At 30.8% G+C, this 13,676-nt stretch carries 11 protein-coding genes and 2 other annotated features (1 of these 13 cut by a window edge); all 11 genes read left to right on the top strand.

All coding sequences use genetic code 11. The annotated features are described in order from the left end of the window. Positions 1-87 (top strand) — a sequence feature (ribosomal protein L20 leader region); it begins 31 nt to the left of the window's first position. A 20-nt stretch (positions 88-107) separates the two neighbouring features. The 11 genes from infC to JK634_RS04595 all read left to right on the top strand — a co-directional run bounded on the left by infC (position 108) and on the right by JK634_RS04595 (position 13,650). Next, positions 108-629: a translation initiation factor IF-3 gene (gene infC / locus JK634_RS04645; RefSeq protein ID WP_202766454.1), complete on the top strand. Its 522-nt coding sequence runs from the start codon at positions 108-110 to the stop codon at positions 627-629. Positions 630-648: 19 nt separating this feature from the next. Further along, complete coding sequence (gene rpmI, locus JK634_RS04640; protein WP_202766453.1) at positions 649-846, top strand: 50S ribosomal protein L35; 198 nt, start codon at positions 649-651, stop codon at positions 844-846. Positions 847-873: 27 nt separating this feature from the next. Continuing rightward, positions 874-1,233 (top strand): 50S ribosomal protein L20, encoded by a 360-nt coding sequence (gene rplT / locus JK634_RS04635; RefSeq protein WP_202766452.1) that lies wholly within the window; start codon positions 874-876, stop codon positions 1,231-1,233. A gap of 143 nt (positions 1,234-1,376) precedes the next feature. Further along, on the top strand, positions 1,377-2,723 hold the full coding sequence (locus JK634_RS04630) for a TrkH family potassium uptake protein (protein ID WP_202766451.1): 1,347 nt from the start codon (positions 1,377-1,379) through the stop codon (positions 2,721-2,723). A gap of 10 nt (positions 2,724-2,733) precedes the next feature. Next, the gene (locus tag JK634_RS04625) at positions 2,734-3,402 is read left to right on the top strand and encodes a potassium channel family protein (RefSeq protein WP_202766450.1); all 669 of its coding nucleotides are present in this window, start codon (positions 2,734-2,736) and stop codon (positions 3,400-3,402) included. 15 nt (positions 3,403-3,417) lie between these two features. Further along, positions 3,418-4,209, top strand: a complete 792-nt coding sequence (locus JK634_RS04620) for a TrmH family RNA methyltransferase (RefSeq protein WP_202766449.1) — start codon at positions 3,418-3,420, stop codon at positions 4,207-4,209. A 38-nt stretch (positions 4,210-4,247) separates the two neighbouring features. Continuing rightward, positions 4,248-4,505, top strand: a binding site (T-box leader). Positions 4,506-4,680: 175 nt separating this feature from the next. Next, the gene (pheS, locus tag JK634_RS04615; protein ID WP_202766448.1) at positions 4,681-5,700 is read left to right on the top strand and encodes a phenylalanine--tRNA ligase subunit alpha; all 1,020 of its coding nucleotides are present in this window, start codon (positions 4,681-4,683) and stop codon (positions 5,698-5,700) included. A 19-nt stretch (positions 5,701-5,719) separates the two neighbouring features. After that, positions 5,720-8,104: a phenylalanine--tRNA ligase subunit beta gene (pheT, locus tag JK634_RS04610; protein WP_202766447.1), complete on the top strand. Its 2,385-nt coding sequence runs from the start codon at positions 5,720-5,722 to the stop codon at positions 8,102-8,104. 216 nt (positions 8,105-8,320) lie between these two features. Then, positions 8,321-8,866: a cell division protein ZapA gene (locus JK634_RS04605; RefSeq protein ID WP_202766446.1), complete on the top strand. Its 546-nt coding sequence runs from the start codon at positions 8,321-8,323 to the stop codon at positions 8,864-8,866. Positions 8,867-8,947: 81 nt separating this feature from the next. Continuing rightward, positions 8,948-11,281, top strand: coding sequence for a U32 family peptidase (locus JK634_RS04600; protein ID WP_202766445.1), 2,334 nt, complete (start codon positions 8,948-8,950; stop codon positions 11,279-11,281). A gap of 11 nt (positions 11,282-11,292) precedes the next feature. Beyond that, entirely contained in the window at positions 11,293-13,650 is a 2,358-nt protein-coding gene (locus tag JK634_RS04595; RefSeq protein WP_202766444.1) for an endonuclease MutS2, read from the top strand. Positions 13,651-13,676 lie beyond the last annotated feature (26 nt).

Genomic DNA, 13,676 nt, shown 5'->3' with positions numbered 1-13,676 from the left:
TACAGCATTGCTAGTAGGGTTATGTTATCCCATATAATTTTTGAATTGGATAATTAAGGACGGCGTATGCCGTCCTTTTATTGTTTTTATGGGTATATTTATCGGAGGTGAACAATATTAATAAGAATTTTGCTGTTAATGAAGAAATTAGAGAAAAAGAAATTAGAGTTATTGCTGATGACGGTGAACAGTTAGGGGTAATATCTACTAAGGAAGCTTTAAGGATTGCTGAGGAAAAGGACTTAGACTTAGTTATGATTTCACCAACTGCGAATCCACCAGTATGTAAAATCATGGACTTAGGAAAGTACATCTACGAACAATCTAAAAAAGAAAAAGAAGCTAAGAAAAAGCAAAACGTTATTAATTTGAAAGAAGTAAGAATGAGTCCAACAATTGAGGAACACGACATTAATATTAAAGCAAATAATGCTCGTAAGTTCTTAGATGATGGAGATAAAGTAAAGATTACCGTAAGATTTAGAGGAAGAGAAGCTGATTATTCACACGTAGGTAGAAAAATACTAGATAACTTCTTCTCAAAATTAGAAGAGGTTTGTGTGATAGAAAAGGCAGCTAAGTTAGAGGGCCGTAATATGACAATGATTTTGGCTCCAAAGAAAGTGTAACTGAGAGGAGGATTTTATCATGCCAAAAATGAAAACTCATAGAGGTGCAGCAAAGAGATTTAAGAAGACAGGTACAGGAAAATTAAAGAGAGCTAAAGCTTTCAAGAGCCATATCTTAACAAAGAAAAGCTCAAAGAGAAAGAGAAATCTTAGAACTACAGCATATGTATCACCAGCACAAGAAAAAGTAATGAAGAAATTATTACCATATCTATAATAGAGTAGATCGTAGGAGGTTTAAAATATGGCAAGAGTTAAGAGAGCTGTGAACGCTCGTAAGAATCATAAAAAAGTTTTAAAACTTGCAAAAGGATATTACGGTGGAAAAAGCAGATTATTTAGAACAGCTAATGAATCAGTAATTAGAGCATTAAGAAATGCTTATGTAGGAAGAAAGTTAAAGAAAAGAGACTATAGAAGTCTTTGGATAGCAAGAATAAATGCAGCTACAAGAATAAATGGACTTTCATACTCAAAGTTCATGAATGGAATTAAGTTAGCTGGACTTGATATAAATAGAAAAATGTTATCTGAAATTGCTATTAATGATCCAAAAGCATTTGCAGATTTAGTTGAAATAGCAAAAAAACAAATTAATGGATAATATATAAAATGCGGCTTAGGTCGCATTTTTGCGTTATATAATGATAAAAACTTTATTGGACAATTAATATAACCATTACCATTACCATTTATTTGGGTTATAATAGAAGTATTATTATATTTTGTTGTTTTGGAGTGATAGTTATGCAGTATAAATTAACAAAAAATATTGGATTTAACGCAGTTCAGGTACTGTCATTAGGTTTCTTTACAGTAATACTAATAGGAGGAATTATACTTTCTCTTCCAATTGCTTCGGCAAATGGAGAATATACAAATTTTATAGATGCGCTATTTACTTCTACAACTTCAGTGTGTGTAACTGGTCTCGTAACAGTCGATACTGGAACACATTGGAATTACTTTGGTAAGACAGTTATAATGTTATTAATTGAGATTGGTGGACTTGGATTTATGTCCTTTGCCACTTTAATAGCAATTATTATAGGTAAAAAAATAACATTAAAAGAAAGGCTTCTTATGCAAGAAGCAATGAATACTTTTAGCTTTCAAGGTATGGTTAAAATGGTGAAATATGTACTAGTATTTACATTTTCAGTGCAGCTTCTTGGAGCGTTACTTTTAGCTACTCAGTTTATTCCAGAACTTGGAGTAGGGAAAGGGATTTATTATAGTATATTTCACTCAGTTTCGGCATTTTGCAATGCGGGAATAGATATAATTGGAAATTTCAATTCAGTCACAGCATATCATAACAATCCAGTAATATTGCTTACAATAAGTTTTCTTATAATAATTGGTGGGCTCGGATTTACTGTATGGACAGAGATATATAATTTGAAATCCTTTAGGAAAATTACAACTCATTCAAAGGTCGTAATACTAGTAACAGCAATATTGTTAATTGGTGGAACTGTTTTAATGCTTGCATTTGAATGGAATAATCCTAATACTATGAAGGGCTTTTCCATGCCGGAGAAGTTGTTAAACTCATGGTTTGCATCTGTATCACCAAGAACAGCAGGATTTAATTCCATATCAACAGATGGAATGTCAGGTGCTGCTAAGTTTTTGACAATTGTACTTATGTTTATAGGTGGATCTCCAGGGTCAACAGCTGGCGGAATTAAAACAACAACTCTAGGGATTCTAGTCTTAACATTAATAGGAGTAGTAAAAGGTAGAGAAGATACCGAGGTCTTTGGCAAAAGATTCTCAAAAGATTTAGTATATAAGGCGTTTACAGTATTCTTTGTTGGACTTACTATAGTAATTATTATGACAATGTTATTATCTATTACTGAAGTAGGTGCATCTTTTGAATATATATTATATGAGGTGACGTCTGCATTTGGAACTGTAGGATTAACTCTTGGATTAACACCAAATCTTACATGGATAGGGAAGCTACTAATAATCTTTACTATGTATTTAGGAAGAGTTGGGCCTCTTACAGTTGCATTAGCATTAACTAAAATCAAAACTAGTAAAGGTATAAGATATCCAGAGGATAAGGTTTTAATAGGATAGGAGAGAAATTATGAGTAATAAACAATTTGTAGTTATAGGTTTAGGTAGATTTGGAACTTCAGTAGCCAAAACATTATATAGTTTGGGTCATGATGTGTTAGTAATAGATAAAGATGAAGAGTTAATACAAGAAATATCGGATTCTGTAACTCATGCAGTACAAATGGACTCTACAGATGAAAATGCATTGAGAACTTTAGGAATAAGAAATTTTGATGTGGCCGTTATAACTATAGGCTCTAACATTCAAGCAAGTGTTATGACAACATTATTAGTTAAGGAATTAGGAGTAAAATATATTATATGTAAAGGTGCGAGCGACTTGCATGCTAAGGTTCTATATAAAATAGGAGCAGATAGAGTAATACAACCTGAAAAAGATATGGGCGTGAGAGTGGCACATAATCTTGTATCATCTAATATTCTTGATTATATAGAATTATCATCAGATTATAGTATAATTGAAATTGAAGCTCCAAAAGAGTGGCATAATATGAGTTTAAGAGAATTAAACTTAAGAAGTAGATATGGAATTAATGTTATGGCTATAAAAAAGGATGAGGATGTTAATATATCACCATCTCCAGATGAAACAATAGATGGAAATGACATTCTTGTTGCAATAGGGTCTGCTGAGGATTTAACTAAGTTAGAAGACTTTGTAATAAAAAAGAGTTAGTGAGGTACTTATATTTTGATTAAAATAGAAAGCAAAGAAAATTCTATTTTTAAAGAAGCTAAAAATTTAAAAAATAGGAAAGAAAGAAAGAAAACAGGTAAGTTTTTAGTTGAAGGTTTTAGATTTTTATCAGAAGCTTTTAAAAGTACTTGTTCTGTAGATATTATATTTCTTGCAGAAAATGAAATAGAAAAGTTTAATATTTATTTTAATAAAGAAGAACTAAAAAACACAAAGGTTTTTTTATTAGATTCCAAGTTGCTACAGATGTTATGTAATACCGAAGCTCCTCAAGGAGTAGTTGGGGTCGTAAATGTAAAAATTTCAGAAATAAAGAAAGATGGATTTTATGTATTATGCGATCAGGTTCAGGATCCAGGTAACTTAGGTACTATAATTAGAACCTCTCATGCAGCAGGGGCGTCAGGAGTTATAATCACAAAAGGAACAGTTGATCCATATAATGATAAAACATTAAGATCAACAATGGGTTCGATATTTCATATACCAATTATAGAGGATATGAACTTTGAAGTAATTAATGGCTTGAAAAATCAAGGTTATGATATTTTGGCTTCAAGTTTAGATACAGATAAAAATTTCTTTCAAGAGGATATAACTAATAATTTAGTAATATGCGTTGGAAATGAAGGAAATGGAATAAGTGATTATATTTATAGTTTATCAAATAAATTAGTTAAAATTCCAATGCCTGGTGGAGCAGAGTCATTAAATGTTTCAACTGCTGCAGCGATAATGATTTATGAAAGAATAAGACAAAATATGCTAAAAGGTATTGAATTCTAGTAAAATTATGAGTATAATCTTTATTATGAAATTTATATTGAAAGACTGTGAATGAGAAAGTAGATATAAGTAAACTTCTTAAGGGAGAGAAGGTCATAGACTGAGAGCCTTCTTAGTAGTTTTTATATTGAAGTTCCCTCAGGAGTCCTAATGGTGAAGTTTTTAGTTTCTTTGATGATAACTAATTTTTAGTTAGAGATTTGGAAACACAAAATAGTAGTCATTAGCGGGAAACCGTTATTTAATGAGTGAGCATATGCTAATTAGGGTGGTACCACGGATACCCCGTCCCTTTGTTTGGGACGGGGATTTTATTTTGTATTATAAGGTTTTAATCTTAAAATTAAAGCCTAATATAGGGTTTTTTGTAGGAAGCTTAAGTTATTCTTGTTTGATTTCAGGCGTGAATAAGTTATTAGTTGAACATAAAAACCTAATATATAACTTTTAATAAAGAAAGGAGAATTTTTAATGAAAGAAAAGTTGGTTGAAATAAAAGAGGCTGCTTTAGCTGAATTAAAAAATGCAAAGATTTCATCAGAAGTTGAAAATCTAAGAGTAAAGTTTCTAGGGAAAAAAGGAGAATTAACTTCAATTTTAAGAGGAATGGGAGGGCTTTCAGCTGAGGAAAGACCACTTATTGGTAAGTTAGCAAATGAAGTAAGAGCTGAGATTGAAGCAAAATTAGAAGAAGTAACAAAAGTAATTAAAGATAAAGAAAAAAATGAGAAGATTGCTAATGAAGTTATTGATATAACAATGCCCGGTAAGAAAAATACTATTGGTAAAAGACATCCTTTAGATTTAACACTAGAATCAATGAAGGAAATCTTTATATCTATGGGATTTACCATAGAAGACGGTCCGGAAGTAGAATTAGATCATTATAACTTTGAGGCTTTAAATATTCCAAAGAATCACCCTGCAAGAAGTGAACAAGATACTTTTTATGTGAATGATTCTTTAGTTTTAAGAACTCAAACATCTCCAGTTCAAATAAGAGTTATGGAGAAACAAACTCCACCTATTAAGATGATCTCACCAGGAAAGGTATATAGAAGTGATGCAGTAGATGCTACACATTCACCTATATTCTACCAGATGGAAGGATTGGTTATAGATAAGGGAATTACATTTGCAGATTTAAAAGGAACCTTAGAATTGTTTGCAAAGAAGATGTTTGGAGATAAGGTGCAAACTAAATTTAGACCTCACCACTTCCCATTTACAGAACCATCAGCTGAAATGGATGCTACATGCTTTGTATGTCAAGGAGAAGGATGCAGAGTTTGTAAAGGTTCAGGTTGGATAGAGCTACTTGGATGTGGAATGGTTCATCCTCAAGTTTTAAGAAATTGTGGAATTGACCCAGAGGTTTATAGCGGATTTGCTTTTGGATTTGGAGTAGATAGAATGGTTATGCTTAAATATGGCATAGATGATATTAGACTTCTATATGAAAGTGATATGAGATTTTTAAATCAGTTCTAAAATAGAAAGGAGTAATTATATGAAAGTACCAGTTTATTGGCTAAAGGATTATATAAATATAGATATTAACGGAAAAGAACTAGGAGATAGATTAACACTATCTGGTTCAAAGGTTGAAGAAGTAATAATTTCAGGCGATGAAATTAAAAATGTAGTAACAGGTAAGATTGTTAAAATAGAACCTCATCCAGATGCTGAAAAGTTAGTAATATGTCAACTAGATGTAGCAGCAGAAGAATTAGTTCAAATTGTAACAGGAGCTAATAACATGAAAGAAGGGGATACTGTTCCTGTAGCGTTACATGGTGCAATATTACCTAATGACTTAAAGATTAAAAAAGGTAAGCTTAGAGGCGTTGTTTCAAATGGAATGATGTGTTCTGAGGAAGAATTAGGTATTGCTGGAGATGAGCCAGTACATGGGCTAATGATTTTAGATCCTAAAACTCCACTTGGAAAAGATATTAAGGATGTATTAGGCCTTAATAAGGAAGTTATTGATTTTGAGATAACTTCTAATAGACCAGATTGTTTAAGCGTAATCGGAATAGCAAGAGAAACTGCTGCGACATTAGGTACATCATTTAAAATGCCAAACTTAAAATATTCTGTAGCAAAAGATAAAAATATTAATGATGAGCTTAAGGTTACTATAAATGATTCGCTTTGCAGACGATATTTAGCAAGGGGTGTAAGAAATGTAAAAGTAGCCCCATCACCGGCTTGGATGCAAGAAAGACTACTTGATGCAGGGGTAAGACCTATTAATAATATAGTTGATATAACTAATTTTGTAATGTTAGAACTAGGTCAACCAATGCATGCTTTTGATAAGAGGGAAATTAGTTCAAATCATATTGTTATTGAAAGAGCTAAAGCTGGAGAAAAATTCACAACTTTAGATGAACTTGAAAGAAACTTAGATGATACTATGCTTTGTATTAAAAATGGAGAAACAACTATAGCATTAGCAGGTATTATGGGTGGTTTAGATTCAGAAATAAAAGAAGATACTACAGAAGTAATATTTGAATTTGCAAACTTTGATGGAACAAACATTAGAGTAAATTCTAAAAAACTAAACTTAAGAACAGAAGCATCTTCAAGATTTGAAAAAGATATAGATCCTAATTTAGCACTTTTAGCAGCGGATAGAGCATGCTCATTAATTGAAGAACTTGGCTGCGGAGAGATTATTGATGGAACTATAGATGTATATCCGGAAATTAAAGAAGAAAAGGAACTTAAGGTTTCTTCAAGTTGGGTAAATAAGTTCTTAGGTACACAAATATCTAGCGAAGATATGAAGAAATTCTTAGATAGATTAGAGTTAAATACGAGCATAAATGGAGATGAACTTATTATTAAAGTTCCTACATTTAGAATAGACATAGATATCAAAGAGGATATAGCAGAGGAAATCGCAAGAATATATGGTTACAACAATATTCCTATGACTATAAGCACTAGTACAACTGAAAGAGAACCAAAGTACAGAAAAGAAAGACTTGATGATTTGGTTATTGAAACTTTACTTTCATCAGGAATTAATCAATCAATAAGTTATTCATTTGTATCACCAAAGGTATTTGATGAAATAAATTTACCTAAGGATAGTGTTTTAAGAAACGTTGTAAAGATAAAGAATCCATTAGGTGAAGATTATAGCATTATGAGAACTACTACAATTCCTTCAATGATGGAATCATTAAAGAGAAACTATTCGAGAAACAATAGCTATGTAAGATTATTTGAAATAGGTAGAACCTATATACCAAATGAAAATGAAAATGCTTTACCAAAGGAAAATAATATTTTAACAATAGGAATGTATGGTGAATGTGATTATCTTGATCTTAAGGGTGTAGTAGAAAACATACTTGATGCATTAGGTGTTGTTAAAACTTCATTAGTAAGAGAAATTGATAATGTATGTTATCATCCAGGTAAAACAGCAGCGCTTTTAGTTGGAAAACAAAAGGCAGGAGTTTTTGGAGAGATACATCCAGACTTATTAGATAACTATGGCATAGACACTTTAGGATATATGGCAGAATTAAATTTAGATGTATTGTATGAGGCATCAAATACAATAAAAGCATATAAACCACTTCCAAAATTCCCAGCTGTTACTAGGGATATTGCATTATTAGTTGATGATTCAGTATTAGTTGGAGAAATTGAAGATACTATTGTAAAAGCAGGTGGAAGCTTAGTTGAGAAAGTAACACTATTCGATATCTATAAGGGTAAACAAATACCAGAAGGCAAGAAAAGCATAGCTTACGCTATAGCTTATAGAGATGAAAATAAAACCTTAACTGATAAAGAAGTAAATAAGGTACACGATAAGATATTAAGAAGTTTAGAATATAAATTAGGAGCACAATTAAGAGACAATTAAGAATATTGTAAATAAGGGCCCTGGAATGTAGTAATCATTCCAGGGCTACTTATTGTAATAAATATAAAATATGAGGGAATCCTCAGTTATATAGAAAGTAAAAAAATATTAATTTATTAATAAAGTAAATGCTTGATTCATTGATAAATGCAAGGTTATATGCTAAAATTAGTTTGTATTATGTAAAGATGTTATAACCTTAAAAAGAGGTGGAATATGAGTTCTGTAATAGTTAAAATAAATGGAATTGAATACAATTTAAAGGGTCAAGAAGATGAAAAATATATGAAAAGTGTTGCAGAATATGTTAATACTAAAATCATGGAGTTATTAGATAAAAACCCTAAATTAAATCAACCTTCAGCTACAGTGCTTGCAGCAATCAATATATCGGATGAACTATATAAAAGAGATATGGAATACGAAGTATTAGCTGAAAAATATAAAAGTATAAAAAAAGAGAATGAACAATTAAAGAATGAGATTCTTGAGTTAAACCAAGCTAAAGACATTATCGATGAACTAAAAAAAGAAACTGAAAGACAAAAGCTAGAAGGACAAGAGATAGAAAAGGAATATAAAGATCTAAGAGATAAGAATAAGGTATTATTCAATAGGAATAAGGAAATTAGTCAACAGCTTCATAACTATAAGTATAAAGTTTTGGATTTAGAAAAGAAGTATATGGATATACAATTTAAACTAGCAAGTGAAAAAGGAAAAGATAATTTACTTTTAAAGAATAAAAATAAATTGAAATAAAAGGAGTAAATAATGCTCCTTTTTTTCATAAAATAAATTTGTTTACATAAGTTAAGGAATTTTAACAGGAGAGATGAAAAGATGAAAAAGGTAGAATTACTTGCACCAGCGGGAAGTTTTGAAAGTTTGTATGCAGCTATAAATAATGGTGCGGATGCTGTGTATTTAGGAGGAGATAAGTTTTCAGCAAGAGCTTATGCTTCTAATTTTAATGAAGAAAACATGATAAAGGCTGTAGACTATGTTCATATGTATGGGCTAAAAATATATATCACTATTAACACTCTTATAAAAGAAAATGAAATAAAAGAAGCACTCAAATATATTAAGTTTTTATATGAAATTGGGGTTGATGGTTTAATAATACAAGATCTTGGCCTATTTAATTTAGTTAGAAATATATTACCTGATTTTGAACTACATGCGTCTACACAAATGACTGTACACAATGGTGATGGAGCATTATTTTTAAAAGAAAAGGGATTTAAGAGAATAGTTTTATCAAGAGAACTTTCCCTTAAAGAAATTGAATATATATCTAAGGATTTGGATATTGAAACAGAAATATTTGTGCACGGAGCGCTATGTGTATGTTACTCCGGAATGTGTTTAATGAGTTCAATGATTGGAGGAAGAAGTGGTAATAGAGGAAGATGTGCTCAAAGCTGTAGATTACCTTATACACTAAAATCCTTAACTGGAAACAAGGAATTTAAAGGATATCTGTTAAGCCCAAAGGATATTTGTACAATAGAAGATATTAAAGAAATTATTTCTACAGGAACGAGTTCTTTAAAAATTGAGGGTAGGATGAAAAGACCTGAATATGTTGCAGGTGTGGTTAAGGAATATAGAAAAGCCGTTGATGAAGGAGAAAATAAAAAAGGTAAAGATGTTTTATTAAAGCTATTTAATAGAGAAGGTTTTTCTAAGGCGTATCTATATAAAAATGAAGGAAAAGATATGATGGCATATAAGTTTCCTAAGAACACAGGAGTATTACTTGGAAAAGTAGATGAAAAGAGTCAAGTGGTACTTCAGGAAGATTTATCACTTAAAGATGGTGTGCGTGTTGGTGAGGGTGGCTTTGTAGTTTCAAAAATTCAAGTTAATGGAGAAATAAGAGAAATTGCCTACAAAGGTGAAAAGGCCATTATTTATCCTAAGCAGTATCATAGAGGGGATGAATTGTTTAAGACCTCAGATACTCTATTGTTAAAGAGCTTAAGTGAATCATATAATAATATTTTTGGTAAAAAAATAAATTTAGACTGCACAGTTATTTTTGAAGTCGGAAAGCCGATTGAGATTACAGTGCAATATGCAGATAAAACATTCTCTGAAAAAGGAGAAATAATTCAAAAGGCTGAAAAAAGACCTTTATCCCAAGAAAGAATTATTGACTCTATAACTAAATCTGGTGATAATCCTTATAAAATAGTTAATGTTAAATTTGAAAAATATGACGAAGGCTTTTTACCTATTTCTGCACTAAATGAAATAAGAAGAAAAGTAATTGAAAAAATTCAAGCTCACGAAATATCAAAGTATAAAAGAACCTTGAAGTCCTCTAGAGAAATTAATAGTTCTTTTGGTTCTGAAGCTAAAGTAATGGCTCCAGAAAAGCTATTCATTGTTAATACCAAAGAGCAACTAGAAGCACTTTTCGATTCTGGAGAGCAAAATATAGGTGTTAATATATACAATAAAAGCAATAAAGGTATTACAATTGAAGATGTAAAAAAGATTAAAAATAAAAACATTTACTTAAAGCTTCCTCATATAATAAAAAATGAATATAATCAAATCGTTAAGGATATAGAAGAGAATTTCTTACTATTTAGTGGAATTATAACTACTAATTTAGGAATAGTTAAAAGATTCAATGGGAAAATCAATATAATAAGTGATTATAAGAGCAATATGTTTAATTCAAATACTATTAAATTCTTCAAGGAAAACAATGTGTATCCGTATATTAGTCAAGAACTAAATAGGAAAGAAATCTTAGATGTATTGGGAAAAGAAAAAAACTTTGGAATGAGTGTATACGGCAAAACAGAAGTAATGATATCAGAATATTGCCCAATAGGATCAACTGTTGGTGGGAAAAGCTCCTGTAATAACTGTTCTGCACCGTGCATTAATGAGGACTTTATATTAAGAGACAGAATGAATAAAGATTTTAGGATGCTTACAGATAAATTCTGCAGAGGATATATATATAATCCAGATACATTAAACTTAATAAATGAAATAGATGAATTAAAAGAAAAAGGAGTTACTAGCTTTAGGTTTGATTTTATAGATGAATCTAAAGAAGAGGTAACTAACATACTTAAATCCATTAAAAATAACTCAATTTCTCTAAGTGGTGAATATACAAAGGGACATTATAGAAGAGGAGTTGAATAAAGGAGTATAAAATGAAAGAGAGATCTTTAAGAGTACTAGAGTTTAATAAAATAAAAGATAGAGTAAAAGAATATGCGATAACAGAAGCATCAAGAGAAATAATTGATGAGCTTAAACCATATGAAAATATATATGAAGTACGTGAACACATTCAAGAAACAAAGGAAGCTGTTCATTTACTTATAACAAAAGGGAATCCTCCTTTTGAAGGATTTTATGATGTTAGAGATGGGGTATCTAGAGCAGCTAAAGGGGCTACATTAAATCCATCTCAATTACTAAGAATAGGAAATGTACTTAAGTCTTCAAGAAACTTCTTAGAGTATATAAAGAGAAAAGAGGGGGAAGAGCAGCACAGAATACTTGAAGAAATATGTGAAAATATAAGACCTTTAAAAAACATTGAAGATCAAATATTTAATGCAATTGTTTCTGAAGAGGAAGTTTCGGATAGAGCTAGTGCTACATTATATAACATTAGAAGAACGCTTAAGGAGAAGAATTCATCCATTAGAGAAAAAGTAAATTCTTTAATAAGAGAAAATTCCAAGTATCTTCAAGATAATTTATATAGTATGAGAGGCGATAGATATGTAATTCCAGTAAAGGCTGAATATAAAGGGCAGGTTAATGGGTTAGTACATGATCAAAGTTCTTCGGGAGCTACATTATTTATTGAACCTATGAGTCTAGTACATTTAAATAATGAAATTAAAGAACTAATGTTAAAAGAAAAAGCTGAAATTGAAAGAATATTATCAGCACTTTCTAGCATGATATATAACAATAAAGTAGAAGTAAAAAGAAATTTAGACATTTTAATAGAATTGGATTTTATATTTGCAAAAGCTAAATATGGAAGTTCAATTAGAGCTATTGCTCCTGAGGTTAGTGCAGATGGAGCATTTCATATAATACAAGGAAGACATCCACTTATAGATGAGAGAAAAGTTGTTCCATCTACATCCTATTTAGGAGGAGACTTTACATCGCTTATAATAACAGGACCTAATACTGGTGGTAAGACAGTTACACTAAAGACTATTGGATTAATTCATATTATGGGTATGAGTGGGTTATTAATTCCTGCAGAAGAAAGTTCAGTTATAAGTTTCTATAAAAATATATATGCTGACATAGGAGATGAGCAAAGTATAGAACAAAGCTTATCAACCTTTTCATCTCATATGAAAAACATAGTAGAAATAATTAATGAAGCTTCAAGTGATGCATTAGTATTATTTGATGAACTTGGAGCAGGAACTGACCCCACTGAAGGGGCAGCACTAGCTATATCGATACTTGAATGTTTAAGAGAAAGAAATTGTAAAATAGTTGCTACAACTCATTATAGTGAACTTAAAGCATATGCACTTAAAACTGCTGGTGTAGAAAATGCCTCAGTAGAATTTGATGTAGATACATTAAAGCCAACTTATAAACTGCTAATTGGTATACCAGGAAAATCAAATGCGTTTGAAATCTCTAGAAAACTTGGTTTAGATGAAAATATAATTCATAGTGCTAAAGAATTAATATCATCAGAATCGTTGGAATTTGAAGATTTAATCCAAAACCTACAAGAAAAGAGTATAAAGGCTGAGTCAGAGGCAATAAAGGCAAATGCATTAAGGGTAGAAGCAGAAAAATTAAGAGATAAGTATAACAGTAAATTAGAATCATTAGATAAAATGAGGGAGAATGCTTTTGTAGAAGCTAGAAGAGAAGCTAAACAGCTTTTAAGAGATGCAAAAGACCAGGCTGATGAAATCCTAAAAAATATGAGAGAATTAGAAAGATTAGGAGGATCATCTGAAGCAAGGAGAAAGCTTGAAGAAGAGAGAGGAAAATTAAGGGATAAGCTAGATAGTACTGAGGAAAAAGCAACTCCATCAGCTAAAAGTAATGGCAAAGAAATTAAAGAAGTAAAGCTTGGAATGGAAGCATTTTTACCGTCTTTAAATCAAAAAGTAGTAATTATATCAAAGCCTGATAGTAAAGGAGAAGTAAAAGTTGAAGCAGGCATAATGAAGATAAGTGTAAAACTTAAGGATTTAGTTGTCTCTGGGGATGTAAAAGAGGATAAGAAAAAAACTAAGAGAGAAGTAAGTCTAAATTTAAAATCAGTAAGTTCTTCAGTAGATTTGAGAGGAATGGACTCAGAAGAAGCCTGTTATACAGCTGATAAATATTTAGATGAGGCATATTTAGCTGGCCTTGGAGAAGTTTCATTAATTCATGGTAAAGGAACAGGAGTATTAAGGAAATCAATAAATGATATGCTAAAACACCATCCTCATGTAAAGGAATATAGATTAGGAGAATATGGTGAAGGTGGAAGTGGAGTAACAGTAGTTAAACTTAGCTAAAAATAGCTTCGCCCAGAGTGGGAGGT

Origin of the sequence: Clostridium paridis (assembly GCF_016765615.1) — a bacterium.
Classification (GTDB): Bacteria; Bacillota; Clostridia; order Clostridiales; family Clostridiaceae; genus Clostridium_T; species Clostridium_T paridis.
Note: the sequence above shows the minus strand (reverse complement) of the source record. Positions and strands in the feature narration are given on the sequence as shown.